This is a genomic window from Arthrobacter sp. FW306-1B-F12A (assembly GCF_058781865.1).
In genome coordinates this window covers 1-26,805 of the sequence record NZ_JBYSXD010000056.1, presented here as the reverse complement: position 1 = coordinate 26,805, position 26,805 = coordinate 1, and the positions used below count along the sequence as shown (strand labels likewise).

The 26,805-nt window shown below is 63.6% G+C and carries 30 protein-coding genes, 1 pseudogene and 2 riboswitches; of the genes and pseudogenes, 23 read left to right on the top strand and 8 right to left on the bottom strand.

The genetic code is table 11. From position 1 onward, the window contains the following. Nucleotides 1–308: 308 nt before the first annotated feature. The 5 genes from AC3WJU_RS19835 to AC3WJU_RS19815 all read right to left on the bottom strand — a co-directional run bounded on the left by AC3WJU_RS19835 (nucleotide 309) and on the right by AC3WJU_RS19815 (nucleotide 6,512). Nucleotides 309–1,190 carry a hypothetical protein gene (locus AC3WJU_RS19835; RefSeq protein ID WP_148667463.1) on the bottom strand — a complete coding sequence of 294 codons (882 nt, stop codon included), beginning with the start codon at nucleotides 1,188–1,190 and terminating at the stop codon, nucleotides 309–311. A 378-nt stretch (nucleotides 1,191–1,568) separates the two neighbouring features. Further along, nucleotides 1,569–2,483, bottom strand: coding sequence for a patatin-like phospholipase family protein (locus AC3WJU_RS19830; RefSeq protein WP_492260645.1), 915 nt, complete (start codon nucleotides 2,481–2,483; stop codon nucleotides 1,569–1,571). A gap of 204 nt (nucleotides 2,484–2,687) precedes the next feature. Next, the gene (locus tag AC3WJU_RS19825; RefSeq protein WP_284989585.1) at nucleotides 2,688–3,842 is read right to left on the bottom strand and encodes an ABC transporter ATP-binding protein; all 1,155 of its coding nucleotides are present in this window, start codon (nucleotides 3,840–3,842) and stop codon (nucleotides 2,688–2,690) included. Then, a complete protein-coding gene (locus tag AC3WJU_RS19820) occupies nucleotides 3,839–5,449 on the bottom strand; it encodes an ABC transporter permease (protein WP_284989586.1) in 1,611 nt (536 codons plus the stop codon). Before AC3WJU_RS19820 ends, AC3WJU_RS19825 begins: the two co-directional genes overlap by 4 nt. Nucleotides 5,450–5,453: 4 nt before the next feature. Further along, entirely contained in the window at nucleotides 5,454–6,512 is a 1,059-nt protein-coding gene (locus AC3WJU_RS19815) for an iron ABC transporter substrate-binding protein (RefSeq protein ID WP_306963051.1), read from the bottom strand. A 217-nt stretch (nucleotides 6,513–6,729) separates the two neighbouring features. Between AC3WJU_RS19815 and AC3WJU_RS19810 the strand changes: the two genes are divergently transcribed. The 10 genes from AC3WJU_RS19810 (at nucleotide 6,730) to AC3WJU_RS19765 (ending at nucleotide 13,334) form a co-directional block, all read left to right on the top strand. Further along, complete coding sequence (locus tag AC3WJU_RS19810) at nucleotides 6,730–7,479, top strand: ABC transporter permease (protein ID WP_441432742.1); 750 nt, start codon at nucleotides 6,730–6,732, stop codon at nucleotides 7,477–7,479. A gap of 89 nt (nucleotides 7,480–7,568) precedes the next feature. After that, nucleotides 7,569–7,823: a flagellar FlbD family protein gene (locus AC3WJU_RS19805; RefSeq protein WP_059388231.1), complete on the top strand. Its 255-nt coding sequence runs from the start codon at nucleotides 7,569–7,571 to the stop codon at nucleotides 7,821–7,823. 3 nt (nucleotides 7,824–7,826) lie between these two features. After that, on the top strand, nucleotides 7,827–8,654 hold the full coding sequence (locus AC3WJU_RS19800; protein ID WP_307052744.1) for a motility protein A: 828 nt from the start codon (nucleotides 7,827–7,829) through the stop codon (nucleotides 8,652–8,654). After that, entirely contained in the window at nucleotides 8,651–9,448 is a 798-nt protein-coding gene (locus AC3WJU_RS19795) for an OmpA/MotB family protein (protein WP_492260644.1), read from the top strand. Before AC3WJU_RS19800 ends, AC3WJU_RS19795 begins: the two co-directional genes overlap by 4 nt. 82 nt (nucleotides 9,449–9,530) lie before the next feature. Next, nucleotides 9,531–9,971 carry a helix-turn-helix transcriptional regulator gene (locus AC3WJU_RS19790; protein ID WP_284989589.1) on the top strand — a complete coding sequence of 147 codons (441 nt, stop codon included), beginning with the start codon at nucleotides 9,531–9,533 and terminating at the stop codon, nucleotides 9,969–9,971. A 174-nt stretch (nucleotides 9,972–10,145) separates the two neighbouring features. After that, nucleotides 10,146–10,556, top strand: a complete 411-nt coding sequence (locus AC3WJU_RS19785) for a TOBE domain-containing protein (RefSeq protein ID WP_059388228.1) — start codon at nucleotides 10,146–10,148, stop codon at nucleotides 10,554–10,556. Next, on the top strand, nucleotides 10,553–11,365 hold the full coding sequence (gene modA / locus AC3WJU_RS19780; RefSeq protein WP_492260643.1) for a molybdate ABC transporter substrate-binding protein: 813 nt from the start codon (nucleotides 10,553–10,555) through the stop codon (nucleotides 11,363–11,365). Before AC3WJU_RS19785 ends, modA begins: the two co-directional genes overlap by 4 nt. A gap of 66 nt (nucleotides 11,366–11,431) precedes the next feature. Beyond that, the gene (locus AC3WJU_RS19775) at nucleotides 11,432–11,842 is read left to right on the top strand and encodes a VOC family protein (RefSeq protein WP_059388226.1); all 411 of its coding nucleotides are present in this window, start codon (nucleotides 11,432–11,434) and stop codon (nucleotides 11,840–11,842) included. 94 nt (nucleotides 11,843–11,936) lie between these two features. Then, nucleotides 11,937–12,611: a GAF and ANTAR domain-containing protein gene (locus tag AC3WJU_RS19770; RefSeq protein WP_059388225.1), complete on the top strand. Its 675-nt coding sequence runs from the start codon at nucleotides 11,937–11,939 to the stop codon at nucleotides 12,609–12,611. Nucleotides 12,612–12,620: 9 nt separating this feature from the next. Next, nucleotides 12,621–13,334 carry a GAF and ANTAR domain-containing protein gene (locus tag AC3WJU_RS19765; RefSeq protein ID WP_059388224.1) on the top strand — a complete coding sequence of 238 codons (714 nt, stop codon included), beginning with the start codon at nucleotides 12,621–12,623 and terminating at the stop codon, nucleotides 13,332–13,334. A gap of 22 nt (nucleotides 13,335–13,356) precedes the next feature. On the opposite strand, the gene AC3WJU_RS19760 is transcribed toward AC3WJU_RS19765, so the two are convergent. Beyond that, nucleotides 13,357–13,662, bottom strand: a complete 306-nt coding sequence (locus AC3WJU_RS19760; protein WP_284989591.1) for a hypothetical protein — start codon at nucleotides 13,660–13,662, stop codon at nucleotides 13,357–13,359. Nucleotides 13,663–13,812: 150 nt separating this feature from the next. Here AC3WJU_RS19760 and AC3WJU_RS19755 point away from each other — a divergent pair, with 150 nt between their 5' ends. Genes AC3WJU_RS19755 through AC3WJU_RS19710 form a run of 10 tightly spaced genes read left to right on the top strand, consistent with a single transcriptional unit; the run spans nucleotide 13,813 to nucleotide 22,231 of the window. After that, nucleotides 13,813–14,709: a flagellar motor switch protein FliM gene (locus AC3WJU_RS19755; RefSeq protein ID WP_284989592.1), complete on the top strand. Its 897-nt coding sequence runs from the start codon at nucleotides 13,813–13,815 to the stop codon at nucleotides 14,707–14,709. Then, nucleotides 14,706–15,449 (top strand): flagellar motor switch protein FliN, encoded by a 744-nt coding sequence (gene fliN, locus AC3WJU_RS19750; RefSeq protein WP_284989593.1) that lies wholly within the window; start codon nucleotides 14,706–14,708, stop codon nucleotides 15,447–15,449. The genes AC3WJU_RS19755 and fliN overlap by 4 nt, the downstream gene beginning before the upstream one ends. After that, the gene (gene fliO / locus AC3WJU_RS19745; RefSeq protein ID WP_284989594.1) at nucleotides 15,450–15,962 is read left to right on the top strand and encodes a flagellar biosynthetic protein FliO; all 513 of its coding nucleotides are present in this window, start codon (nucleotides 15,450–15,452) and stop codon (nucleotides 15,960–15,962) included. A 44-nt stretch (nucleotides 15,963–16,006) separates the two neighbouring features. Continuing rightward, complete coding sequence (fliP, locus tag AC3WJU_RS19740) at nucleotides 16,007–16,834, top strand: flagellar type III secretion system pore protein FliP (RefSeq protein ID WP_370872227.1); 828 nt, start codon at nucleotides 16,007–16,009, stop codon at nucleotides 16,832–16,834. Then, entirely contained in the window at nucleotides 16,834–17,109 is a 276-nt protein-coding gene (gene fliQ / locus AC3WJU_RS19735) for a flagellar biosynthesis protein FliQ (RefSeq protein ID WP_059388219.1), read from the top strand. Before fliP ends, fliQ begins: the two co-directional genes overlap by 1 nt. 1 nt (nucleotide 17,110) lies before the next feature. Further along, nucleotides 17,111–17,869: a flagellar biosynthetic protein FliR gene (locus AC3WJU_RS19730; protein ID WP_492260642.1), complete on the top strand. Its 759-nt coding sequence runs from the start codon at nucleotides 17,111–17,113 to the stop codon at nucleotides 17,867–17,869. After that, nucleotides 17,869–18,957: an EscU/YscU/HrcU family type III secretion system export apparatus switch protein gene (locus AC3WJU_RS19725; RefSeq protein ID WP_492260641.1), complete on the top strand. Its 1,089-nt coding sequence runs from the start codon at nucleotides 17,869–17,871 to the stop codon at nucleotides 18,955–18,957. Before AC3WJU_RS19730 ends, AC3WJU_RS19725 begins: the two co-directional genes overlap by 1 nt. Further along, the gene (locus AC3WJU_RS19720; protein WP_492260640.1) at nucleotides 18,954–20,999 is read left to right on the top strand and encodes a flagellar biosynthesis protein FlhA; all 2,046 of its coding nucleotides are present in this window, start codon (nucleotides 18,954–18,956) and stop codon (nucleotides 20,997–20,999) included. Before AC3WJU_RS19725 ends, AC3WJU_RS19720 begins: the two co-directional genes overlap by 4 nt. Further along, nucleotides 20,977–21,978 (top strand): hypothetical protein, encoded by a 1,002-nt coding sequence (locus tag AC3WJU_RS19715; protein WP_492260639.1) that lies wholly within the window; start codon nucleotides 20,977–20,979, stop codon nucleotides 21,976–21,978. Before AC3WJU_RS19720 ends, AC3WJU_RS19715 begins: the two co-directional genes overlap by 23 nt. 4 nt (nucleotides 21,979–21,982) lie before the next feature. Further along, on the top strand, nucleotides 21,983–22,231 hold the full coding sequence (locus AC3WJU_RS19710; protein WP_284989600.1) for a carbon storage regulator: 249 nt from the start codon (nucleotides 21,983–21,985) through the stop codon (nucleotides 22,229–22,231). Nucleotides 22,232–22,239: 8 nt separating this feature from the next. Here the strand turns inward: AC3WJU_RS19710 and AC3WJU_RS19705 are convergent, their stop codons facing one another. Beyond that, complete coding sequence (locus tag AC3WJU_RS19705; protein ID WP_284989601.1) at nucleotides 22,240–22,839, bottom strand: hypothetical protein; 600 nt, start codon at nucleotides 22,837–22,839, stop codon at nucleotides 22,240–22,242. A 176-nt stretch (nucleotides 22,840–23,015) separates the two neighbouring features. Between AC3WJU_RS19705 and AC3WJU_RS19700 the strand changes: the two genes are divergently transcribed. Then, nucleotides 23,016–23,849, top strand: a complete 834-nt coding sequence (locus AC3WJU_RS19700) for a sigma-70 family RNA polymerase sigma factor (RefSeq protein ID WP_284989602.1) — start codon at nucleotides 23,016–23,018, stop codon at nucleotides 23,847–23,849. 7 nt (nucleotides 23,850–23,856) lie between these two features. Here the strand turns inward: AC3WJU_RS19700 and AC3WJU_RS19695 are convergent, their stop codons facing one another. Then, nucleotides 23,857–25,398: an MFS transporter gene (locus tag AC3WJU_RS19695; protein WP_284989603.1), complete on the bottom strand. Its 1,542-nt coding sequence runs from the start codon at nucleotides 25,396–25,398 to the stop codon at nucleotides 23,857–23,859. Between the two features lie 82 nt (nucleotides 25,399–25,480). Between AC3WJU_RS19695 and AC3WJU_RS19690 the strand changes: the two genes are divergently transcribed. Together AC3WJU_RS19690 and AC3WJU_RS19685 are read left to right on the top strand one after the other, a co-directional pair. Further along, the gene (locus AC3WJU_RS19690) at nucleotides 25,481–26,029 is read left to right on the top strand and encodes a TetR/AcrR family transcriptional regulator (protein ID WP_492260638.1); all 549 of its coding nucleotides are present in this window, start codon (nucleotides 25,481–25,483) and stop codon (nucleotides 26,027–26,029) included. 189 nt (nucleotides 26,030–26,218) lie between these two features. Continuing rightward, a riboswitch (glycine riboswitch) is annotated at nucleotides 26,219–26,316 on the top strand. 1 nt (nucleotide 26,317) lies between these two features. Beyond that, nucleotides 26,318–26,425: riboswitch (glycine riboswitch) on the top strand. Between the two features lie 51 nt (nucleotides 26,426–26,476). Further along, nucleotides 26,477–26,805, top strand: a pseudogene (locus tag AC3WJU_RS19685) (glycine dehydrogenase (aminomethyl-transferring)); the annotation flags it as partial.

Below are 26,805 nucleotides of genomic sequence, written 5' to 3'. Positions count from 1 at the left end.
CCATCATCGGAAGACCTCGACCCCTATCCGGCCAACGACGCGCCCACCCCCGCTACACCCTCAAATGCGATGAGCCTCATAAGGCTATGCCTGTCCCCGAGTCAGTACCCTCGGGCGTTCTAATCTGAAACCTTGAAAGCTAGTTCTTGCGACGCTGGAAATCAGCGAAAGCTCCGATGCCGGTTCCAACAAGCGCGATGCCAGCAAGTATTGACCACCAGAGCTGCATATATCCGGCGGCCGTTATGAATAGCAGAACCGCTACCAATGCAAATAGAAGCAGGGAAATAGGAATGTCGCGAGCACCTTTAGGAGTCAAAACACGCTTCCTTGATCGAGGCGATGCCTAGAACCTCTCCAGCAAGACCACCGCCGGCGGCAACGACAGCTTGCCACTTCTTCTCCAACCCGGATGCCGCGTTCCAGGCGCGGAAGAGAATTTCGAAGGTCCTCTGAATACTTCCAAACCTTGCAACTAGTTTAGCGACTTTACCGGCGACCAGAGCGTTAGCAGCAACCTCTGCCGTAACGGTCGCTATACACTTGGCCCAGCCCCAAAAGTCGCTCGGATCAGCGGTTACCGGAAAGGCTGTGTTCTGATCAAAATCGATCGACTGCACGAGACCCTCTCCGTCGAGGGAGAACCGCGTCGGAACAGCCCTGCCGAGCGCATCGTAAGCCCATGGAGCCCTGTAACCCCCAGCAATCGCACCCTCAGCGGTGCGAACAACAACGGAACCATCAGTGTCTATGGCTGCTTTTGATCCTGCGGGGAGCGACAAGGGAAACCGATATTCTCGATCCGCAGTGTTTGAAGCAATGTTGATCAGTGTCTGAGTTCCCTTGCCTGTGGCATAACTACTAATCACGGCACTGTTGAGTTTGGTGCTCAGAACCGGCTCACCTTGCCCGGCGAAAAGGCCGTCCGGGATCTTGCCCGGTTTTGCGAGAGCTTCGGATGAAGCCGTGCCCGGAAGAGTGATGCTTGCGGACCAAGCGCCGGCGCCAGAAACAACGATGTTCGTTCCGGGGACCGCAACAGTACTGACTTTGCTTGGCGAATGAACCCCTTCACCTAAAGAAACTGGCGATGCCTGTGCAACCCCCGCGCTCGACACCACGACCCCACTGGCGACAAGCGCGACAAGTAGAAGACTTCCGATTGAACCTAGCTTAGATCTGTTTGACATGGATCACCTTTCAGAGAGAGACAGGCGCTTCACGATCAAATTATGCATATGAGGCAAATGAGGGCAAGAGTTTTATGAAACAGGTCGAGGGAATTATTTTCAAATTCCAAAATGGGAATCACGGATTGCATTCCTCTCGCATGTCTCAATACTCAATCCACCGTCCGTCGCTACTCAATTTATGACTTTCGACCACTCAATTTCAGGTATACGTCACTCAATAGGAGCAAAAACTCTTGACATTAATGCGACTCTTATGATCGATGAGGTAGCCGGGGCTGAGCCGCGAAGGTGACCGAGGCGGCCCTTGACCGCCTCGGTCGCCTCCTATGCGTGAACCGGTGTCGTCACGCCTGCAGGCTCAGGAACCCCGGGCGCTCAGCCCCAAAATTCCGTGAGCTGCCCGGCAAGGGCTCTGCCTTGCTCGTAACCCGCCTGGGCCGCGGGCGGACGCAGCGACAGATCCATGGCATTGGCGCCGAACATGTGCTCCGAGTTGCTGTCCGGGAAGATCGTCTCGACTCTGCTGCCGCCTGCGCGGAGTTCGTCGACCTGCGTCGCGAGATGCGTGCCCCACTCCTGCGGTTGCAATGATCTGCCACCGAAGGGTGAGAGCACCAGGACCCGTCCGTATCCGGCTGCCAGATCGGCATTCTCGGCGTTGGATCGATAGCCGCCGTCGAGGTACCGCTTGTCTCCGATCCTGTAAGGCAAGCCGCTGGAACAGCTGGCGGCGATTGCATCCACCAAGTCGACGCCGCTATGGCGGTCGAACGCGACCGGTTCACCGTTACGGGCATCGACCGCCGTGATGAGCACTGTCCGTTCAGGCCAGTGCTGGCTGGGTAGCCGGGTGGCGACAGTGGTGCGCCATTGCGTTGACCAGGCGCCATCCGACGCCGCATCCATGTCGAGCGCCGCCGCGCCCAGTCGCCGGCGCATGTCAGCCACATCCTGGGCATCGGCGATGATCTTGTTGATCCGCTCGAGGTGGTTCACCACTGGCCTGGCCGGCGCGCGTCCCGGCCCGGACCCGACCGGAGCGGGCCGTTGCGGGGGGACGGCGTCAAGGATGTTGGCGAACAGTTGAGTTGGTGTCGCGCCGGCAATCTGGGCCGCGGCCGTTGATCCGGCCGAGGTGCCGATGGTCAGATCGGCGTCGGTCACATCCAGCCCGGCATCGAAGAGGCCGGCGATGACGCCGATCAGCCAGGCATTGCCTGTCGATCCGCCGCCACCGAGGACCAGCGCCCGATCGCGGGAGTGCAAAGGAAAAGAAGGTGTTGTGTTCATGGGAGTCGCCTTTCGCGAATTGCCTGTTTGGCGCTCCCGGTGGCGACTAGTTCAGTCGCGCGATCGTGGACTGCAGGGGAGCACCCATTGCGGATACTGCGTTCATGGGACTCACCTCCTGCTGCTGATAGATCACGATCGCCGCAACGCTAGCACGCCCGCAATGCGGAGCGCAACGGTCCGGCACTGCGCCGGCCGTCGCCCCTAATCCTCCACAGGGAACGCCACGCCTTCGCCCACCACGCGGAGGCACAGTTCCGTGCCGGGCTTGGTGATGGAAGCGTTCCAGTGCCGGATGGTGATGATTTCGCCACCTCCCGGGTAGGCCAAGGATGCGCCGGCGGCGGCAACGCGCGGGGCGAGCTTGATCCGCACGGTTGTCTCGGGGCCGAAGTAGTCAGTGTCGACCACGACTCCGCGGATGGGACCGTCGGGAGCAATCCGGATCTGTTCGGGGCGGAGCATCAACTGCACGAGGCCCTGTGCCGGGGGACGGCGTACGGGTATGCCGCCCAGCGAACACGTGGCCAGGGAGCCTTCCATCCACGCGTCCAGGATGACTGCGTCGCCGAGGAATTCGGCCGTTGCCCGGTCCGCGGGACGGGTGTACACAACGAACGGGTTGCCGATCTGCGCCAGTTTCCCGCCGCGCATGATCGCCACCTGATCCGCGAAGGACAGGGCCTCGGCTTGATCGTGCGTCACCAGGATGGTGGTGACTCCGGCTTCGTTCAGCACCTTCGCCACGGCGCGCCGCGTGGCCACGCGGAGGCCGGCGTCGAGCGCTGAGAACGGCTCGTCGAGCAGCATGAGCTGCGGTTCGCGGGCCAGGGCGCGGGCAAGCGCCACCCGTTGCTGCTGGCCTCCCGAAAGCTGGTGGGGGCGCCTCTTTGCCATGTCCGCATCGAGGGAAACCATGTCGAGCAGTTCCTGGACACGGGCCTTCACGGCGCGGCGGCCGCCGTCGAGCGCTGATTTGTCCAGTCCGAACGCGATGTTCTGCCCCACGGTAAGGTGCGGGAAGAGCGCGCCGTCCTGGGCCACATAGCCAACATGCCGCTTGTGGGCCGGTACCCAGATCCCGTCCCCGGCCACCTTGTTTCCGTTGAGGCTGATGGAGCCGGTGTCCGGGTGTTCAAAGCCGGCGATCAAGCGCAGCAGGGTGGTCTTGCCGGATCCGGATGGACCGACGATAGCGGTGGTCCCACCCTTGGCCACGGAGAGGTTCACGCCCTTCAGTACAGCCTGGGAGCCGAAGTTCTTGGTGACCTCGGCGATGTCCAGATGCGTGTTGGTGGTGGGGGCCACCGAAGCCGCCACGCGGGGTGACGGAAGCCTTGAGGGGGATTGTTCGGTCACTGTCCGGCTACTTTCTTGGACTGTTGGAAAAGCAAGTACGTCATGGGGGCAGACAACAGGATCATGAGCAGGGCATACGGCGCCGCGCCCGAATAGTCGATCTCGCTGCTCTTGCTCCAAAACTCGGTGGCCAGGGTGTGCGTGCCATTGGGGGACAGCAGCAGCGTGGCGGTCAGCTCGTTGACGATGGCGAGGAACACCAGCGCGGCCCCGCCGGCGGCGGCCGGAGCTGTGAGGCGCAGCGTCACTTTCAGGAAGGACACCAGGGGGGCCTTGCCGAGCGATTGTGCGGCTTCGTCGAGCTCCTTGGGAGCCTGGGACAGCCCGGAGCGGATGTTTACCAGGGCCCGCGGCAGGAACAGCAGCACATAGGCTGCAATCAGGACCCCGGAGGTCTGGTACACGCCCGGGACCATTCGGATGCTCACGGTGACGAAGGCAAGGCCCACCACGATGCCGGGCAGGGAACTGGTGACGTAATTCGAGAGCTCAAGCATCTTGCTGAACCAGCTGGGGTGCCGCACGGCCAGATAGGCCATGGGGAAGCCGACGACGATAGTCGCCGCTGCGCCTACCGTGCCATAAGCGAGGGTCTGGAGGAGAGCCGGAAGGAATTCGTCGGCCGACCAGACGCGGGCGCCACCGGCCACTACCCAGCGCAGGACAAAAAAGATCGGCAATCCGAAGGCCAAAACGGTGAGCGCAAGCAGGGCGAGCTGGGAGGGAAGCTGGTAGTGGTGCAAGGGAAGCCTGGTCGGCTTGGCCTGCGCGCCGGAACCGATACGGGCATAGCGTGCGTTACCGCGGCTCCTGACTTCGGCCAGGAGCAGGATGAGGCAGAAGAACACCAGGACGCTTGCCAACATGTTCCCGGCAGTGCCGTTGAACGTGGATTGGAACTGGGTCATGATCGCGGTGGTGAACGTGTCGAAGCGGATCATCGCGAACGCGCCGTATTCGGCCAGCAGGTGCAGCGACACCAGGAGTGCGCCACCGGTCATCGCGATCCGGAGTTGAGGCAGGACAACCCGGAAGAAGATGGCCCACGGTCCCAAGCCAAGGGAGGCCGCGGACTGCTCAATCGCGGGGTCGAGACGCCCCAGGGTCGCAGCCGCGGGAATGTAGACAAGCGGGAAATACGACAGTGTGGCGATGAGTACGCCGGACCAGATGCCCTCCAGCGAGGGCACGGCGGTCACCCACGCATAGCTGTTGACGAACGCCGGGATGGCCAGCGGGGCCGCCAGGGCCACGGCCCACCAGCGGTGCCCTCGCAGCCTGGTCCGCTCCACGAGCCACGCGCCACCGACTCCCAATACCAGGCAGATCGGCACCGTGAAGACCACCAGCATGACGGTGTTCAGGAGCAGCTCGCCAACGCGCGGCCGGAAGATGAGTGCGACGGCGGTGTCCCACCCGGTCGCGGCCGTCATGTAAGCGACGTACCCCAGCGGGATGAGCGAAAACAGTGCGATCAGCACGGCCAGGAGGGATATTGCAGAAACGCCGAAAGGCGGGCGGGGGCGCTTGCCCCTGCCCGCCGTCGTCGCGCTCGCCGAAGCCTCGGGAACTTCCGGGGAGATGCGAGCCGATAGATCAGTGGTCACAGAATTACAGCAGTCCTGCCTTGGTCATCAGGTCGGTGACCTTTGCGGAGTTCAATTTGGCCGGATCCACCGTGGGAGCTTGCAGATCCTTGATGGGAACGAGTTTAGCGTTCGAGTCGACGTTGGAAGCGATCGCGTATTCGTAGGAGGTCCCGTTCTTGAGGACTTCCTGGCCCTGCTTGCCGGTGACGAACTTGATGAAGGCCTGGGCAGCTGCGGAGTTCTTGGAGGATTTCAGCACGCCGCCGCCGGAGACGGACAGGAAGGCGCCGGGGTCCTGGTTCTTGAAGAAGTACGGGGTGACGTTCTTGGAGTTCTCGCCGGTCTTCGCCTGGTCGCCATAGTAGTAGTAGTGGTAGATCAAGGCGGCGTCGATTTCGCCGGCGTTGACGGCTTTCATGGCGGTGCTGTTGCCCTTGTATGCCTTGAAGTTGTCCTTCATGCCCTTGAGCCACTCGGAGGTGGCTGCTTCGCCCTTTTGTTCGAGCAGGGCGGCAACGATTGCCTGGAAGTCAGCGCCGGACGGCGAAGCAGCCCACTTGCCCTTCCACTCCGGCTTGGCCAGGTCCAGCATGGACTTGGGCAGCTTGTCGTCGCTGATCTTGGTCTTGTCGTACACCAGGACAGTGGAGCGGGCGGCGATGCCGGTCCATTTGTTGGTGGACGGACGGTATGCGGCCGGGACCTGGTCCACAGTGGCCTTGTCGATGTCCGCGAAGAGGCCGGCGTTCTCAACCTGGGCCATCGCTGGGGAGTTCTCCGTGAGGAAGACGTCGGCCGGGGATGCCGCGCCTTCCTGGATGATCTGGTTGGAGAGCTCGGTGTCGGAACCCTGGCGGATGGTGACCTTGACGCCGGTCTGCTTGGTGAACGCGTCCACCCATTCCTTGGTCAGGGTGTCGTGCTGGGCGTTGTAGACGGTGATTTCGCCACCCACTTTAGTGGAAGTAGCAGCGGACTCGGGGGCTGCGGAGGAGGCGGTGCCGTTGCCGCAAGCGGCCAGGCTCAGGGCTGCAGTGGCGGCGAGTGCGATGCCGGCCAGCGCATGTGCGCGGATCTTCATGAGGGCTTCTTTCTGCGAGCAAATCCAAGGGAGCCCGGGGGAAGTGGGTGCGGGCTCACAGCTTGAAACTTTAGGTTAGCCATACCTAAACTTCCATCCAGAATGCCCCATTGTGACGGGAATCACATGTATTACGCAAGATTTACATGACCTAATGCATGGAGGTGGTGTGTCGTCGTTTGAGCGAGTGCCTTGCGGCAGTCGATAAGCTGGCTCCATGCCCGGTCTCGCCGAATTCCTGCCGACCTTCCTCGGCGTCGGCGTCCTGATGGCGGCCACGTTGGCACTGCTCTTGGCGTTCCGCACCCCTCACCCTTTCGCTCCCGCACTGGCCATCCTTCGCGGAGCCGTGCAACTCGCCGCGATCAGTTTTGTTCTGGGCGGTGTGATCACCAGCCCGCTATGGGTGGCAGTAGCCCTGCTGGTGATGTTTGCCGTGGCCGCGATGAGTGCCACGCGACGCATTGGCTGGAGCCTTCATCATTTGGGCTTGGTCAGCGGCTCCATGGCCGCTGGCATCGGAATGACGCTCGCCGTCATTTTCGCGACGGGAGCCATCGCGTTCACTCCCCGCTATGCGCTCGCGATCGGCGGGATCGTCATTGGCAACGGCATGACCATCGCAGTCCTGGCCGGCCGGCGCTTCAAGGAATCCGTTTACGAGCACTGGGAGGAAGTTGAGGGTTGGCTCGCGCTCGGCGCCACCCCGAGGCAGGCAACCCTTGATCTTGCCCGGCGGAGCGTCTATTCGGCCCTGATCCCGTCAACCGATCAAACCAAGACGACGGGACTTGTCACCCTGCCCGGCGCGTTCGTCGGGGCGATTTTTGGCGGGGTTTCTCCCTTTGAGGCAGGTCGCTTCCAGATCGTGGTGCTCGCGGCGATCATGGCGGCAGGTTCCATCACCGCCGTCATGATCATCGGAATCCTCGCACCGGTCCGCGTGCGCCCAGCGACGCTGCGCTGACACTGCCTAACGGGAGCGAGCCTCCGGCCGACAGTAGGAACTGAACCGCACTCCTACAAGCGCCTCCCTACCTAAAGCAGAAACGGCCCATGATCGTTGTCACCCGCCTGAACGGCACCAGCTTTGCCGTGAATCCGGACATCATTGAACGGATCCACGAAAGCCCGGACACCCATCTGGTGACCCTCGACGGCGCTACCTATGTTGTGCGCGAAAGCCTTGCGGAGGTCGTGGAACTAATTGCGAACTACCGCGCCTATATTCTTCGGCGGGCACAGGACCTCCCCACCGTCACGGGCTATCCCTTGAGCCTCGTGCGCACACCGGACCCGGACGGAAGGTAAGCCATGGATCCCTCAACAATAATCGGCCTGTTCCTGGCCTTCGGCTCGGTGGTCGCCATGGTGACCCTCGAAGACGCCAATCTCATGGCCCTCCTGCTTCCCGCGCCCATGGTCCTGGTTTTCGGTGCCACCCTGGCCGTAGGTCTTGCCGGGAACACGTTCCGCGATACCGTGCGGGCGTTCAAGGACCTCCCCAAAGCGTTCAAAGGAAAGACCGACAAGCCGCAGGACAGTATCGACCAGCTGATCAGCCTTGCCGAGAAGGCGCGGAGCGAGGGGCTTCTCTCCCTCGAAGAGGCGGCCGCGGACGAGAAGGATCCGTTCGTGGCCCGGGCCCTCCAGAACATCGCCGACGGCACCGATGCCGAAGAATTGCGCATCCTCATGGAGGACGAGATCGATTCCAAGATGCGCAGCGACCACGTCTCCGCCAAGTTCTTCGCGAGCCTGGGCGGCTACGCGCCGACCATCGGCATTATCGGCACCGTGGTATCGCTGACCCACGTCCTTGAAAACCTCTCCTCACCCGATCATCTGGGACCAATGATCGCCTCCGCTTTCGTGGCCACGCTCTGGGGTTTGTTGTCCGCGAACTTCATTTGGCTGCCGTTCAGTTCGCGGCTCAAGCGACTGTCCGAGCTCGAAATCGAACGCATGACCCTCCTGATGGAGGGCATGCTGGCGGTACAGAACGGGACCCAGCCCCTCCTGCTCGCCGAACGGCTCCGCGCCATGGTTCCCCCGGACCGCCTCGGCAAGGCGAAATCCGCAAAGAAGGGCGACGACGACGAAGCCCGCCCCGGCAAATTCGCTTCGTCCAAGGCCGCATGAGGTCCCGGCGCCGCCGCGGTTCACATCCGGCGGAAGAACACGTCGACGAACGCTGGATGGCTTCCTATATGGACATGGTCACGGTGCTCATGTGCATGTTCATCGTGCTCTTCGCAATGTCCACCGTGGACCAGGCCAAATTCGACAAACTCCGCAATTCTCTCGCCACCGGGTTCGGCGCGGTGGCCAGCCAGAAGGTGGACACCGCCAGCGGGACGGTCGTTCCGCCGGAATACACCAGCGCCGACGCCCAGGGATTCTCCAACTTGGACCTCGCACTCAAGGAAGCGGCCCGGCTCACCGCTTTGCGCGACGACATGAAGTCCAAGCTCGACGCCGCGGGGCTGGGAGCCAATGTGCAGTTCCAGATCAACGAACGTGGACTCACCGTGAAACTCGTAGGATCGCAGACCTTCTTCGAACCCGACCGGCCGGAACTCACGCCCCGCGCGAGCCAGGTCCTTGGAATGATCGCCCCGACCATGGCGAAGGCGGCCCTTGAAATCATGGTGGAAGGCCACGCGGCCAACGGGGTCACCTCATACCCCTCTACGTGGGAGCTTTCTTCCGCCCGCTCCGTCAACGTCCTCAGGTACCTCGTCGACCATGGAGGAATTTCTCCAGGGCACATCGGCGCCGTTGCCTTCGGATCCGCCAGGCAGGTCAACGATGATTCCACCGAGGCGCTGATGGAACTCAACCGCAGGGTCGACGTCGTCGTCCTCTCGGACCGGCCCGAAGTGGTCCGCGCCCTGATCCCCGAGGCGCTCAAGGCGAGGGCCGGCGGCCAATAGCGGCCGGTGCGCTTGTCGCGGCGGTGACGGGACGGCGTCGGGCACCATGGAAGTGACGGGCGTGCCGAGGTACGCTCGTGGCATGACCCCGGAAGACATCGCCCGGCTCACGTACTTGCGCAAGGCCCGTGACCTGATCGACCGCGAGTACGCCAAGCCTCTCGACGTACCCACCATGGCCAGCCATGCGTTCATGTCACCGGCGCACTTTTCGCGGCAGTTCCGCGCCGCCTATGGCGAGACCCCTTACAATTACCTCATGACCCGCCGGATCGAGCGCGCGATGGCGCTCCTGCGCGGCGGAATGAGCGTCACCGACGCGTGCATGGAGGTCGGTTGTACGTCACTTGGCTCCTTCAGCTCGCGGTTCACTGAACTCGTCGGCGTGCCGCCGAGCACATACCGCGCCCGCGAGCACCTGGCCGTGGCTGCCATGCCCGCGTGCGTCGCGAAGATACGTACGCGGCCCAGCCGAAACGAAGCCAGCAAGCGTCTGGAAGCGCTGGCGGTCGGCGCAGACTGACTCAGGCCGTAGCCGGCCACGACTTCAGCAGAGGTTCCGCCCCGATGGGGCGGGACCTCTGCTGCGTCCGGGACGTCCACTAACCCGGGCAGAGCGCCGCCGGAAATACGGGTCACATTTGATTTGCGGAAGTTTCATAGCGTCACCACCGCATTTGAGGATTATTCTGAAGCCATGCCAAATATTCGAGTATCTGAAGCGGCCCGGTTCCTCGGCGTCAGCGACGACACCGTCCGGCGTTGGACCGAGAACGGCATCCTGACTCCGGTCAAGGATGATTCAGGCCGGCTGGCCGTGGATGGGCTGGAACTTGCCCACGTCGCGCGGGACCAGGCCCAGCTGCCCGAGGATCCCACCCGGGTGGGCCGCTCGGCGCGCAACCGTTTCGTCGGCCTGGTCACCGGCATCACGGCCGACAAGGTCATGGCACAAGTGGAACTGCAGTGCGGTCCCTTCCGTGTCGTCTCCCTCATGAGCAGCGAAGCGGTCCGCGAGCTCGGGCTCGAACTCGGCTCGGTCGCCACAGCCGTGGTCAAGGCCACCACGGTCATCATCGAAACTCCCCAAGGAAAGAGCACCATATGAGGATCATCCCCAAACCTTTCGCCGCGGTGCTCGTCGCCGGCGCCCTCGCGGCCGGCATGACAGGCTGCGGTTCAAGCACTCCCGCAGGCACCGCAAACGGCGGATCCGCCAGCGCAAGCGAAACACCAAAGCTCTCCGGCACGGTGACGGTTTACGCGGCTGCCTCGCTGAAGGCAACGTTCACCAAGCTGGCCAGCGAATTCGAAGCTGCGAACCCGGGTACAAAAGTGGCCCTGAGCTTCGCCGGGTCTTCTGACCTCGTCACCCAGATCACCCAAGGCGCTCCGGCGGACGTCTTTGCCTCGGCTGACACGAAGAACATGGGCAAGCTTTCCGACGCCAAGCTGCTCGACGGAACGGCCAAGAACTTCGCCACCAACGTCTTGACCATTGCCGTCCCGCCGTCCAACCCGGCGTCGATCAGTTCCTTCGCGGACCTCGCCAAGCCGGGCGTCAAGGTGGTGGTCTGCGCCAGTCAAGTACCCTGCGGCTCCGCGGCCCAAACCATCGAAAAGGCCACCGGCACAACCCTGAAGCCCGTCAGTGAAGAGTCTTCCGTGACTGACGTCCTGGGCAAGGTCGCCTCAGGGGAGGCCGACGCCGGACTCGTCTACGTCACCGACGTCAAGGGCGCAGGGGACAAGGTCAAGGGCATCACTTTCCCGGAGTCGGACAAGGCCGTCAACACCTACCCGATCGGCACCGTTGGCACCAGCAAGAACAAGGACCTGGCTGCCGCGTTCATCGCCTTGGTGACGGGAAGCGAAGGCAAGAAGGTGCTCGGCGACGCCGGCTTCGGAACGCCGTGACCCTCCGGAAAGAAGCGAGCAGGATTCAAGAAGCGCTCGTCAACGCCCCGGACTAACGTCGTTGCCATGACTATTTCATTGCAGTACTCACATATCACTGTCAACGATCCCGACGAAGCGCTCACCTTCTACCGGGACGCCCTCGGCCTTGAGGTGCTCAACGACGTCGCGCAAGGCGGATTCCGGTGGGTGACTCTCGGCAGCAAGGACCAGCCGGGTGTTGAAATCGTGCTTTCCGAGCCGCATGCGGGCCGGTCCAAGGCCGACGGCGACTCCCTCCAGGAGCTGCTCACCAAGGGTGTCCTGGGGCCGATCGTCTTCCGTTCCGACGACGTCGACACGCTCTTCGAGAAGGTCAGGGCGTCCGGCGCGGAGGTCATGCAGGAGCCGATCGACCAGCCGTGGGGTCCCCGTGACTGCGCCTTCCGCGATCCTTCGGGCAACATGGTGAGGATTTCGCAGGCTCCGGCCGCGTAGCTTGGTCTATTCTTAGCGGTGAAGAGCAGCTGTTCCGGTTCCGCGTTCAACCGGGTTCTGCCGCAAAGGAAGATTCGGGGATCTGAGGCTCACCATGGATGCTGGCGCTGAGCTCTGTACGCCGTTTCTGACCCAGCTACCAGTAAGCGGTGCAGCCGTGTCCATGTTCGGCGGGGCCGCGTCGGAGACCCTCGTGTGCGCTAGCGACAAACTGGCGGCCAAGCTTGATGAGCTGCAGTTTGATTTGGGGGAAGGTCCAAGGTGGGAAGCCTTGCGCACCAAGCTCCCGGTTCTTGTCCCCGATGTGCGAAATTCGCATCCGTACTCGTGGCCGGTTTTCAGCAAAGCAGTCCTGGAGACCGAAGCTGCGGCGCTGTTTGTGTTCCCGGTGACCCTGGGCGCTTTGGAGCTCGGGGTTGTGGAGCTCCACAATACGAAACCGGGGAGCCTGAGTTACGCCGATTATGCGACAGCATCGGTCCTTGCCGGCCAAACGGCATGGCATTTGTTGCGAGGGGTTCTGTCGGTGAACTCGCCCGACACAAACCCCGCCGTGGAAGCGGCGTTGATGTCCCGGCGGGAGATCCACCAGGCCACGGGAATGGTCCTGGCACAATCAGGGAGTTCCGCTGCCGATGCACTTTTGTTGATGCGTGCACACGCGTTCGCGCATGCGCTGACATTGCGCGAAACAGCCGAGGCAGTGCTGCAGGGACGCCTGAGTTTTGCCCCGGGGAATGACGCGCACGGCAGCGGCGGTCTGCAGTAATATGGCGACATGGTGACGACAAGCCGCGCCGAGCGCGTCAGCGCGGCCTTCGTAAAGATCACGAACACGTTGGTCGCTGACTACGACGTGCTGGACTTGCTCCATGCGCTCGTCGAGGCATCCGTGGATCTGCTCGATGCCGCCGCCGCCGGGTTGCTGCTTGCAGATCCTCACGGCGAGCTGCAAGTCCTGGCCTCCACCAGCGAGCGAAGCCAGCTGGTTGAAATACTCCAGCTGCAGGCGGGCTCCGGTCCTTGTGTTGAGTGCTACCGGACAGGAACGCCGGTGGTCGTGGAGGACATAGCGTCCTTGACCGGCCAATGGGACGAATTCCGGGCGGCCGCCCTTTCGCAGGGATTCCGTTCTGTCCACGCGGTACCGATGCGCGTTCAAGGAAGAACCATCGGAGCCATGGGTCTATTCGGCGAACGGTCCGGCGCCCTGACGCCTGAGGACGTTGCCATCGGCCAAGCGCTGGCGGACGTTGCGACGATCGGCATCCTGCAGGAACGCACCATCCGCGAATCGGCGGTTGTCAACGAACAGCTTCAGCGCGCCCTGAACAGCCGGGTCCTCATCGAACAGGCCAAGGGGGTCATTGCCTACACTGCCGGAGTCAACATGGAAGAGGCGTTCGGGCGCTTGCGCTCATTTGCACGCGCCAACAACCAGAATCTGCATGACACGGCAGCGCGTGTCATCAACCGGACCCTGACTCTATAAGCGGCAAAGACCGTCCGCCGAGCTAGGGTCTGGTAACCGGGCGAATCCGGAGAAATTCCTGGTGGGACGCTAATTCGATGCCCAGTGCTGCCGCCGAAATGTCCTCGAGAGCATCCATCATCGATTCGAAGGCAGCCCCGTTTCCGGGTTCCGAATTCTCATCGCCGAATTGGATCGACCGGAAGAACGTAAAGCGCGCCACTTTTATTTTTAGCTCCGCGATGAGTTCGTCGATCTCCGCCAACGGGTAATCCCGCCAAGCTTCGGACTCTGCTGTGGCCGCGGGACGCCGGGCGTGGGAGGTGCGGGTGCTGGGGTCGCCTGGCATGATGTGTGATGTCCTCCTGGAGCGTGCGCCGACGATTGGCGCTGCCAGGGTCCAGGGCAACACACTTAGCCTATCCGACATGCCATCACGCGGAAAGGCTCTGATAAATAGTCCCTTACCCCTGCACCTTCCTTGCCGATAGTGGCAACCGTGAGTGAACAGGAAGATCAATCGGCGGGACGGCAGCGCACCGTGGACGTCTATGACTTCCGCAGGCCCACCACCTTGCCGCGACAGCACAGCCGCGTCCTGGAAGTCGCCTTCGAGACGTTCGCCCGCCAATGGGGAACGCAGCTGACGGCCAAGGTCCGCGTGAAGTCCACCGCGACCCTTGAACAGCTCATCATGCAGAGCTACGACGAATACGCCGCATCCCTCCCTTCGGTCACGGCGATGGTGCTGTGCCGCATTGAGGGCAGCGAATCGCGGCTGGTCATGCAGTTTCCTGCCACGGCGGCATTGTCCTGGGTCACCCGCATGCTGGGCGGGGCCAGCGAGACGGCGGTCCCGGATCGTAAGTTCACCCAGATCGAGCAGTCCCTCATCAGCCGCATGGTGGAAGACGGACTCGAGGACCTGAGCTATTCCCTTGGCGCCCTGCTGACCACCCCTGTGCGCATGGACGTTATCCAGTACAACTCCCAGTTCGCCCAAGCCGCGGCTCCGGCAGAGCTCATGATCGTGGCCTCCTTCACCGTGAAGGTGGGCGAAAGCCTTGCCGCAGCCAGCCTCGCGATTCCCGCCGACATCCTCCTTTCCGGGCTTGGCGACGTGAATCCCACTGTCCACAGCCGCGACGCCGAGGCGCTTGTCCGCGCCCAGGTCACCCAGGTGCCGGTGGACGTCGCCATCCAGTTGAGCCCCACCCCGGTGACGCCCGCGCAGATCCTGGGCCTCGCCGTCGGGGATGTCATTCCGCTGCCGCACCTGGAGAACCGGCCGTTCGACGTCGCCATCAACGGCACCCGCCTGGCCACCGCAGCACCGGCCCGCAACGGCTCCCGTGCAGCCGCCGTCATCGTCACAATCGAGGAGAACCAGCGATGAGCATCACCCTGACCCTGCACGAGTCCGCGGCCGAGCGTTTGGCGATGCAGCTGCCGACCCTTGCAACGCTGCGCGTCTCCGGGATTGTCCCGCCCCAAGCCGCTGCGCCATATGCACCCCTCGCGATCACTGCCACTTTCGTCGGCGCCGTGACCGCGGACTTCGCACTCATCCTCACCGACCGTTCCTTCCTTGCCGCTGCCGGCGGGTTGAACGGCGTCGTCTCCGGCGGAGTCGTGTCCGTCGTTGACGTACTGCGCCCCGCGATTGAACACGCGGCTGACGCGTTCGACGCCGGCGTGCTGGGGGAGTTGCGTGAAGAAGACGCCACCGGACTGCTGTCCGACTCCGAAACCGCTGTTTTTGAATTGCGTCAATCACCCGCGTCCGACGGCGGGCAGGCATTCGGCTGGTTCGCCGTGCGGGTCCGCGAACACGGGACCGTCCAGGACGCGGCCGCCGCACGGAACGCCCAGGTGGGTGCCGTTTCGTCACGCCTCGGACTGATCAGCAACGTCGAAATGGCCCTCACCGTGGAAATCGGCCGCACCCGTATGTCCGTGCGCGACGCCCTCGCCCTGGAACCGGGCAAAGTGATCGAACTGGACCGCTCGGCCGGCGCACCCGCGGACGTCCTCCTCAACGGACGGCTGATTGCCCACGGTGAAGTGGTCGTCGTGGACCAGGACTATGCCGTGCGCATTACCCGCATCCTGGACGTCGCCGAGGGAATCTACTAGATGGATTCGCTCATCCTCGGGCTGCGCGTGCTCGTGGCCTTGGGTGCGGTGCTGGGGTTCATTTGGGTCCTGCAGCGCCGCCTTCTCAAAGGAAAGGCCAAGGGCCGACGCCGGGCCAACACCACGCTGACGGTGGTCAGCCGGCAGAGTGTCGGACAGAAGGCCTCCGTAGTGGTGGTCGACGCCGGCGACAAACGCTTCCTTTTGGGTGTCACCGAGCACGCGGTCAACGTCCTGCACAGCAGCGACGTCCCCGTGGAGGTTCCGGAGACCGCTCCCGCACCCGAGAGCTTTGCCGACATCTTCCGCGACGCCGGTAGCGCGGCACGTGCGGACAACGGGCCCCAAGCCGGTGCATTTCAAGCCGCTGCATTTCAAGGCAGCGCACTCACGCGCCGCAGCGAGATCCACCGCCGCAGCGAACCGGACAAAACACAGCCCATGCACGGCTCCATCCTTGCCGGTTCCACCTGGCGGCAGGCCGCCGAGGCCATCAGGGGACGCCGGAATTGATCCTGACTCTTGGGCCTGCCGGTGCCCCACGCACCGGCAGGATATTGCTGGCCGTGCGCAGGACACTTCCCGCGGTGCTCTGTGTCCTGGTGCTGACAGCCCTCTTCCTGTGGCTGGGCGCGTCAATTGGACATGCGGCACCGGTCAGCCCGACGCCACCCACCGCGCCCGCGGTTCCCACCGCGCCGGCGCAGCCGTCGAACGGCAACGTCAGCATCAATATCAACGGCCTCGATGGAAAGCCATCCACAGCGGTGGTGACCCTGATCGGGATCACACTGCTCTCGGTCGCGCCTGCCCTGCTGCTCATGATGACCTCGTTCACCAAGATCTTCGTGGTGCTGGCGATGACCCGCAACGCCTTGTCCCTCCCGTCCATCCCGCCCAACCAGGTGCTGGCCGGACTGGCGCTTTTCCTGTCCCTGTTCGTAATGTGGCCCGTGATCTCGGAGATCAACAACGTCGGCATCCAGCCCTACCTGAACGGGACACTGGACTTCAACGGAGCCGTTTCGGCGGGGTCCGCGCCGCTCCAGCACTTCATGGTGGCCCACACCCGCCAAGAAGACATTGCCCTCATGACCCGGGCGGCCAAACTGGATAACCCGGCCAACCCGCAATCGGTCCCGCTACAAACCCTTATCCCCGCGTTCATGATCTCCGAGCTCAGGGCAGCGTTCATCATCGGTTTCGTCATTTTCATCCCGTTCCTGGTGATCGACCTGGTGGTCTCGGCCGCGCTGATGTCCATGGGCATGATGATGCTTCCGCCGGTGATGATCTCGTTGCCCTTCAAAATCCTGCTGTTCATCCTGGTGGACGGCTGGGGATTGGTGATCACCGCCCTGATCCAGAGCTATTCGAGCGGCTGATGGATACCAACGCAGTCCTGGACATTTGCCTCCAGGCCCTGATTCTTGCGGCCAAGCTGGCCGCGCCCGCCTTGGTGACCGCGCTAGTGGTGGGCCTCGCCATTTCCCTCCTGCAATCCATCACTCAGCTTCAGGAAGCCACTCTCTCCTTCGTGCCCAAGGCAGTCGCCGTGGCCGTGGCCCTGGTGGTGTGCGGGCACTGGATGATCACCGAGGCCGTCTCCTTCACCAACGAGCTCTTTGCCCGGATACCCGCGCTGATCGGCGGAGCGTGAAGTGGAGCTGCCCTTCAACCAGTCCTGGCTTGAGGTCCTCTTGTTGGCCTCCGTCCGGATGACGGCGTTCCTGGTGGTGGCCCCGCCCTTCTCGCACCAAACTATTCCGCTGCGGATCAAAGGGATGCTCGGCATCGGATTGGGGCTCGCCGTTTCCCAACGTCTCTCCGCCGGCTACGCCTCCAAGGACACCGCCGGCTTCATCGCGGCCGTGGTCCTTGAGCTCGTGACCGGGTTGGTCCTTGGCTTCCTCGTTCTGCTCGTCTTCGCGGCCATCCAATCGGCCGGCAGCCTGATAGACCTCTTCAGCGGCTTCCAGATGGCCCAGGGCTTCGATCCCCAGATGATGATCAACGGGGCCCAATTCACCCGGTTGATGCAGATGGCCGCCCTGGCCCTGCTTTTCGCCTCGGACGGCTACCAGCTGATGATCGGCGGCTTGACCGGGAGTTTCACGGCCTTGCCGCTGGCTGGAGGACTGGATTTGGCACAGCCGGTGCACGCGATGATTTCGGCTGTCACCGGGATGTTCCTCTCCGCGGTGCAAATCGCCGGGCCGCTCCTTGTGGTGTTGGTACTCGCCGATATCGGGCTGGGGCTCCTCACCCGTGTAGCGCCCGCCCTGAATGCTTTTGCCCTGGGCTTCCCGCTCAAGGTCCTCATCACCCTCGGGCTTGCAGGGTTCCTGTTCCTGGCACTGCCGCGCCTCGTTGCCATGCTCGCCGAGCAAGCGGCGAACACACTGATGGGGGTGGGCTGATGTCGGATTCACAAGAGAAAACCGAGCAAGCCACGGACAAACGGATGCGGGAAGTCCGGTCCAAAGGGCAGCTTTCCCGCTCGCAGGACCTCACCGCCTGGCTCGCCGTCGGATCCGCCGCGGCCATGATTCCGTCCACCATCGAGCGTGCCTCCAACGCTGCGGCCGACCAACTGTTCACCGTCCGCGGAGTCATCGCGAACCCCGAGCCCGGCAAAGCCGTCGCGGCGCTCGACGCCGGGTTCGGTTCCCTGGCCCAAGTGCTGGGGCCCCTGTTCGTGGTGGTCATGGTGGTGGTGCTCGCCGGATCCGCGTTGCAGGGCGGCATCCACTTCAAGAAGTTCCGCGCCGAGTTCGAGCACTTCAACCTCCTCAGTGGCCTCAAACGGATCTTCGGCAGCCAGGCACTGTGGGGCGGCCTGAAAGCGCTCCTCAAGACCGCCGTCGTCGGACTTGTCCTTTACGCCGTTGTGCAGGGGCTCATCCCGGTGCTGCTCACTGCCGGGGGACTGCCGGTGTCCGGCATCCTTTCGGCAGCAGTCGGGGGCATCGGTTCGTTGATCCAGTTCGCCGTGCTGGCGGGCCTGGTCCTAGCTGCCGCGGACATCTTCGTGGTCATGCGCCGCAACCGCAAGAAGACGCGCATGTCCAAGAAAGAAATCAAGGACGAAAACAAGAACAGCGACGGCGATCCCCTGATCAAGTCCCAGCGGCGTTCGCGCCAATTGAGCATGAGCCGGAACCGCATGATCGGCGCGATCGCGGACGCCGACGTCGTGATCGTCAACCCGACGCACGTCGCCGTCGCGCTGAAGTACGACGCCGGCAAAGCGGCACCGCGCGTCGTGGCCAAGGGAGCGGGGGTGATCGCTGCCCGCATCAGGGAAGAGGCGGAGGCGACATCGGTTCCGATGGTCCAGGACATCCCGCTGGCGAGGGCACTGCACTCGGCCTGCGAACTGGGCCAGGAAATCCCCGTGGAGCTGTACCGGGCCGTGGCGGGAGTCCTGGCGTTCGTCATGTCACTCAAGGCCAGGGGAGCGGCACGCGGAATGCACCGTTTGCCGCAAGAAAGGACACAGCAATGAACAGATTCGCCAGGCTCACCGTGCCGGTGGGAATCGTGGGCATCGTACTGCTCCTAGTTGTTCCGGTACCCGCGCCGCTGCTGGACTTCCTGATCGTCTGCAACATCCTGCTCGCCTTGTTGATCCTGCTCACCAGCATGTTCGTCAAGAAGCCCTTGGACTTCTCCGTCTTCCCGTCATTGCTGCTCGTGGCCACGCTGTTCCGGCTGGGGCTCAACGTCGCGTCCACCCGGCTGGTGCTGGGACAAGGATTCGCCGGGCAAGTGATCGACGCTTTCGGCAAGGTCACCGTGGGCGGCTCCATGATCATCGGCGCCGTGGTGTTCCTGATCCTGGTGGTCATCCAGTTCGTCGTGGTCACCAAGGGCGCCGAGCGCGTGGCCGAGGTGGGAGCCAGGTTCACCCTCGACGCAATGCCCGGCAAGCAGATGGCCATCGACGCGGACCTCAACGCCGGCCTTATCACTGACGCCCAGGCCCGCAAACGCCGTGCCGAGGTGTCCGCCGAGGCCGACTTCTACGGCGCGATGGACGGTGCCTCGAAATTCGTCAAGGGCGATGCGATCGCGGGCATCATCATTATCATCATCAACTTCGTCGGTGGCATTGCCATCGGCGTGCTGCAGCGCGGCATGAATGTCGGCGACGCGCTGAACTCCTACGGCCTGCTGACCATGGGCGACGGGCTGGTCACCCAGATTCCGGCCCTCCTTATGGCCGTGTCCACGGGCATGATCGTCACCCGGTCCAATGCCGAGGAAGACATGGGCCGCACGGCCTCCTCGCAGCTTATGCAGTCGCCCAACGCCTTGCTCATCGCGGGGCTGGCCGCCGTCGCCATGGCGCTCATCCCCGGCATGCCAGTCGTGCCCTTCCTGCTGGTGGGCGCTGCCCTGCTATTCGGTTCGAGGCGCCTGGCGGCACAGCAGAAGAAGCAGAGCGAAGCGGAGGACGCCAAGGAAGCGGCCACCTTAAGCTCCGAAGAAGACCCCAACGAGCGGCTCATGCAGGACATGCGCGTCCACCCGGTCGAGATCCTCCTGGCTCCGGACCTTGTTGACATGGTCTCCGGCGCCTCGGACGACCTCCTGGCCCGAGTCCGCTCCCTGCGCCACAAGATCGCCATGGAGTTGGGGATCGTGATTCCACCCGTCCGCACGCGCGACAACGTCGAGCTGCCGCCGTCCACCTATGCCATCCGCATTGCCGGAGTGGAAGCCGGACGCGGCACGGCGCCGTCGGGCAAGTTGCTGGCCCTCGGCGATTACCTTGATGCCTTGCCGGGTACCTCCACCGTGGAACCTGTCTTCGGGCTGGCCGGCAAGTGGATTCCCAGCGAGATGCGCCACAGTGCGGAAATGACCGGAGCAACGGTGATCGACCGGGTTTCCGTGCTGGTGACCCATTTGTCGTCGATCGTGTCCGCCAACGCCGCAAGGCTCCTGACCCGCGAGGACGTCAGGGTGCTGACGGAAGGCGTGCGCAAGCAGAGCCCGGCCGCCGTCGAGGAGCTCATTCCGGGACTGATGTCCCTGGCGGAGGTGCAGCGGGTGCTGCAGGGCCTCCTCGAAGAACAGGTCCCCATCAACGATCTTCCGCGCATTTACGAGGCACTTGCGCTGCGTGCCAAGGTTTCCACCGAGCCCGAGGCCTTGGTCGAAACCGCCCGGCAATCCCTCGGCCCGGCGCTCGCGGCCAAGTTCCTGGACGGCACGGTGCTCAATGTCATCATGATCGATCCGCTTCTGGAGCAGTCCATGCTTGAGGACATGCGTCCGGCCGAAGGGGGTACCCAGATCGTGATGAGCCAAGCCCGGCTGGATGCCGTCCTGGCCTCTGTGCAGTCTTCGGTGGAGGCCGCGGCAAATGCCGGACGGCAAGCTGTCCTGGTGTGCGCCCCGGCGCTGCGGCCCGCCGTCCGGCGGCTCGTGGCAGCTCCCGACGGCGGTGTTCCCGTGTTGTCCTACCGCGAAGTGACGTCCGCAAACATCCAGATCGAAACCGTGGGGGTGGTCCGCCATGCCGAAGCAATACAAGCTTAAGGGCGCATCCCTGGACGCCATCCGCCAAAAAGCCGAGCAGCAGTACGGGCCCGGGGCTCGGATCGTCGCCGCCGAGAAGGTCACCAACCCCGGAATCGCAGGGCTCTTCGCGGCGAATCGCTACGAGGCCACGATCGAGGTTCCGGCAGCGGGTTCATCCCAACTAGCTAGCAGTTGTTGTCGTTCTGACGGCCCAGAACGACAACTATTGCTAGCTAGTTGGGAGGGCCCTGCGGGCGGGGAGGCGCATGCGTTGCAGGGGCCCGCGATCGCCGCGCTCCTGGAGCAAGCCGACGCGGCCGAGATGGACCTGCACCGGCCCGAGGCAGCCGTTTCAACGGCCTCCCCGGATTTTGCCGGGATGTTGGAGCAGTTAGGAAAGGAGTTCCAGGCGCCGGTTTGCGGACCGCAAGGGTTGCCGACCGCGTTGCCGGCGGCCGCCGTCGGGCACCTCGTTCCTGTGGCCGTACCCGTGCCGCTTACCGGCAGCGGCAACCTGATCATCCTGCTTGGCCTCGGCGACGACGCGTTGGGACCAGCGCTGGAAGTGTCCATCGCCGAGGGCGGTTCCGACGTCCGGACAGCCGGAGCGTTGACAGCTTTCGGGCACCTCCACGTGGCGGGGCGCCAGGGCGCGACGGCGGCGCGCGCCCAAGCGGTGCTCACCGGCCAAACCGTGCTGGTGGCGTACGGTCTCGGCCGGCAGGGCGAAACCGTGACGCATGCGGGGGACATCGCGGCGCTCGCCGCAGACCAGTTGTGGCTGGTTGTTGACGCCGGGCGGAAGGCTGAAGACACGGCGGCCTGGGTCCGGGCGCTCTCCGCAGCCCTTGCCGCCGAGGGAGTCACGGTTGACGCCCTTGCTGTTTTCGGCGCGTCGGAGACCGGAAGTCCCGAGACGGTCAACGGGCTGGGTCTCCCCATCGGGTGGGTGGACGGCAAGCCCGCCCGCGTTGCCGTGCTCGGAAAGGTAGATTGAGAGCATGCTGGTACTGACACGCAAGCCGGGCGAACAGATCATGATTGGTGAGGACATTGTCATCACCGTCATGGAAGGCCGCGGCGACGGCGTGCGGATCGGGATCGAGGCACCCCGAGGGGTGTCCATCCAGCGTCGCGAAGTGGTCGAGGCGATCGCCGCTGCCAACCTCGCTGCTGCCCAGGCCGGCCCCGAAGCCGAGGAGCTCGTTGCCGGGCTGCGACCGCCTGTCCGGAAACCGGGCAAGGACTAGGCCGGGTACTACTCCAGCCCCAGGAACTCCCTGAGGAGCGGCAGCGAGCAATCCCTGGTCACGGCCAAGGCCCGTTCGATATTGGCGTTTTCCGCAAGCAGCATCACGTCATCCACCGTGTCCGCACACGCGACCGCTCCCGGCGCTGCCGGGGCTGCGTCGCCGGGCTGAACGGAGCCAAGCGGCGGGTTCCCGGCCCCTTGCAGCCCCATCTGGAGAGCCTCGACGTTGGCCGCCGCGGTTGTTTCGACTTGCTTGAGCACCAGGACCAGCTCACGGTGGTGTTCTTGCAGCAGTTCCGGCCAGACACCGGGCGGGGCCACTGAAGCGATCATCGGCAGCGTGGCGTTGGCCGACAGCCGCCATTCAATAGCCACGGCCGACGATTCGATGTTCCGGGCAAGCGTGTCGAAACGAAGGTTTTCCAGGACCTTTTCCACGTCAGCGGCAGCGAACTTCAACCAATGCCAGTTGCCTGCCCGAACGTGCAGCAGCTGTGTTTCAAGCCGGTACAACAGCAGTTCCAGCTGTCTCCGCTCACGCCACAGCGTCGCCGAAAGCTCATCCGCCCCCACGGTTCCCCATTCCCCGGTTTGGACTCGGAACATGGTTCCGAGTCCTGTTTTTCTATCTTTTTCATGAGCGTACACGCATTGTTATTTTCCAGATGGTATGTTCACTGAATACATGTCTGTTCCATGTAATCTTCGGCACGTTGCACCGTCTCAGCAGCTTGCCCATGAAGCCCCTGGAACCAGGCTTGGCAACTCAATAAACAGGTCTCATGGGGGGACTAATTTTGAATCGCGAAGAACGCAACGAGTTGGTGCTGCAGCACTTGCCGCTCGTTGGCTATTTGGTGTCGGAGCTCTGCGCGAGAGCTTCTCATTTGTCGCGCGACGATTTCGCGTCGGTGGGGTCCGTGGCGTTGATAACGTCTGCCGATTCCTTCGATCCGAACCTCGGAGTCCCCTTCGGCGCGTTTGCGCGCCGCCGGATCGTCGGAGCCTTCGCGGACGAGATGCGGGCCAGCGACTGGGCCACCCGGTCAGCGCGCAAACGCATCAAGGAAACCATGTCGGTCCAGGAGACGCTCTCCGGGGTCCTTGGCCGCACGCCTTCGGTCGCCGAGACCGCATCGGCCCTGGGTGTCGAACGAAGCGTGGTGGAAGCCGCCCTGGCCGATGCCGCGCGGACCCTGTCGCCGCTGGACGACGTCGTCGTGGACACCGTCGCGGCGGAGACCATCTCCCCGGAGCATTCGGTCCTTGCTGATGAGCGACTCAAGTACCTTCGCGCCGCCGTCGAGGCCCTGCCGGAGAAGATGCGTTACGTCGTCGAGGAGATCTACTTCGGCGGGCGGACCGTCAAGGAACTCGCCGAGGAACTCGGGTCCACCCACGCCGCGGTCTCCCAACAGCGCGCCGAGGGTATCCGCCTCATGCGCGACGGGCTGTCCGCGCATTACGCGGACGATCCCGGGCAATCCTTCGAGCCCCAATCGCGCATTACCGCCCGACGCCGGCACGACTACCTCTCCACCCTCGCCACCGCCACCCTGGGCGGAATCACCCGGAGTTTCAGCTCGCCTGATGCTGCGTTGAACCGGGCCGTCTAGCCTCCGCCTACTTTGCGGTCGGCACGCGGCGGAGCACGACGGCGGCAAGGACTGCCGCTCCCGCCATCAGGACGAGCCCGATCGCCGCTGTGATGTGGACCCCCGATTCAAAGGCGGCACGTGCCGCCGCGGTGAGGGCATCGCCCAATGGTTGGGGCAGCGTGGCCGCCGCGTCCACGGCTCCGGCGAGCGTCTCCCTCGAGCGTTCGGCCGCGTGGCCGGACAATTCGCCAGGAAGCAACAAGTGGTGTTGGTAGGACGCGGTCAGGATGGAGCCAAGCACGGCTGTGCCCAGCAGTGATCCGAGTTCGTAACCCGTTTCGGAGATCGCCGATGCAGCACCCGCTTTATCGGCGGGAACCGCGCCGAGGATCAGGTCATTGGAGATGGTCTCCGCTGAGCCGACCCCGATGGCCAGCAGCAGGAGTGCCGTCAAAAGGTACCCTGGCCCCTGGCTGTGGTTGCCCAGGGCGGCCACCAGGTATCCCACTGCGCTCAGTGCCAGGCCCGATGCCACCACCAGGCCCGGGCGGATCCGCTTGACCAGCGGAACCACCACCAGGCCCGCCACGATGGTGGCCAGCAGGGCCGGAACCATCGCGATCCCCGCCTGCATGGGGGATTGGCCTTCCACGAGCTGCAAGTGCTGCGCGAAGAAGTAGATGAAGCCGGTCATGGAGAACAAGGACAAGACGTTGGCCGTGATGGCCGTGCTGAAGACCTTGTTCCGGAAAAGCCGAACGTCCAACATAGGCGATGCCAATGAGCGCTGCCTGCGGACGAAGACAATTCCCATGGCCAGGCCGAACGCCATGAATGCCGCGGGTCCGGGGCCAAAACCGTGCACGGCGGCCTCCTTGATGCCATAAACCACCGGGGCCATGGTGAAGATGGAGAGCACGACGCTGGGAAGGTCGGGCTTTCCCGGATTGCGGTCCTTGGACTCGGGGATGAGGAAGGGGCCGAAGGCGAGCAGCGGCAGCAAAAGTGGCACGGCAACCAGGAACACGGCTCCCCACCAGAAATGCTCCACGAGCCAACCACCGAAGATCGGCCCGAGCGCGGCGCCGCCGGAGAATCCCGCTGCCCACACGGCCACGGCGAGCCGGCGGCGGTTCGGGTCCGGGAAGATGTTGCGGATCAAGGACAGCGTGGACGGCATGAGCATGGCTCCGAAGATGCCCATGCTGGCGCGTCCGGCAATGAGCCACTCAGCCGACGGCGCGAACGCGGTGGCCGCGGAAACCGCGGCGAAGCCTGTGCTGCCGATCAACAGCAAGCGGCGGCGGCCGATCCTGTCTCCCAGGTTTCCCATGGACACCAAAAGCGCTGCGAGCACCAGCGGATAGGCATCCACGACCCACAGCAGCTGCACGCCCCCGACTTCCAGCGACCGGGCGATTTCCGGCAGGGCAAACGTCAGCGCCGTATTGTCCACAGCCACCAGCAGCACCGGGAACATCAGGAGTGCTAAGGCAGCCCAATCGCGCCACGGGGCGGATTGGATCGAAGAGGTACGGGGGTGCTGGGTAGTGGACGGCGTGAACATGAAGATAACTGTACCGTCTGGACGGTATAGTTTCAATCTGACTCAACGACCTGCCGCATCGAACTAAGGGATGATGGACACCATGCCGCGAAAACCTATTGCCCGGGAGGCTGTCCTGGATGCCTTTGAAGCCCTGCTGATCGAGGTAGGGGAACGGGCTGCCACCCTGGATGCCGTCGCCAAGCGCGCCGGCGTTTCCAAGGGCGGTTTGCTCTACCATTTCCCCAACAAAGAAGCCATGATCAGCTCCTTGCTCGAACGCATGGACGGGCTGGCTGCGCTGGACATCGCGGCAATGAAGGCGGCCCCCGAAGGTGCGGCCGCGTTCTTCATCAAGTCTTCCCTGTGGGCGGACACCCCCTTGGACCGGGTGTTCGTGGCAGCCACGCGGCTCGCGGAAGTAGCCCATGAAGAAACCCGAAGGCGCTTCGCGGGGATCCAGCAACAATGGCTCGATGTGCTCGCGGAGGAAGTGGGGCCCGAGATGGCCAAAGCTGTCCGGTACATGGGCGATGGACTTTACTTCAACGCAATGCTCGAAGGCGGTGCCGGCGATACGGAAGTCAAGGCCAGCGCGAGGAGCGCCGACGTCGGTGCGCTGCTGGCCGCCGTCGACCGCCTCCGTAGCTGAGTGCCAACCCAACTGACTAGCAGTTGATGTCGTTTAGAGGATCCAAAACGACATCTAGTGCGAGTCAGCTGGGAAAGTCAGTCGGCTCGGTGACCACATTTGCGGACGCGGGCAGTCCATAGGACAATTGGGAGTTGTGGCAGCCGTCACCGGCAACCACAATCCGATTCATACAACTGAATACGCCTTTGATCTGCGGCGGGAGAGTCCTGCAGGCATGTGATGCAGGCGCCGTAGGAGCAAATCCTCCCCAGGAATCTCTCAGGCCCACGCACCGCCGCGGCAAGGCAACTCTGGAAAGCAGTGCGCTGACGCGTGCTCACCGACGGTGCAAGCGGAACAGTGCCACAAGCACGGTTTCGCGGAAACTCTCAGGTCCAATACAGAGCGGGGAGGAACCCGATTAGCTGTGGCGTACCCACGCCGCCTTATTAATGGAGTTCCTTCGTGACGGTTAGTTCAACCTCCACTACGTTCGTTGACCGGCATATCGGCGCCCGGCGCCAGGCCGACATTGACATCATGCTCAAGTCTGTTGGCTACGACAGTGTCGATTCGCTCGTAGACACCGCGGTTCCCAATGACATCCGCCAGGATGTCGCATTGACGCTCCAGAACGCCCTCAGCGAGGTCGAGGTCCTGGCCGAGCTGCGCAAGCTGGCGGCCAAGAACAAGACGGCCGTGCAGATGATCGGCCAAGGCTATTACGACACTGTCACTCCGCCGGTGATCCGCCGCAACATCCTCGAATCCCCGGCCTGGTACACGGCGTACAC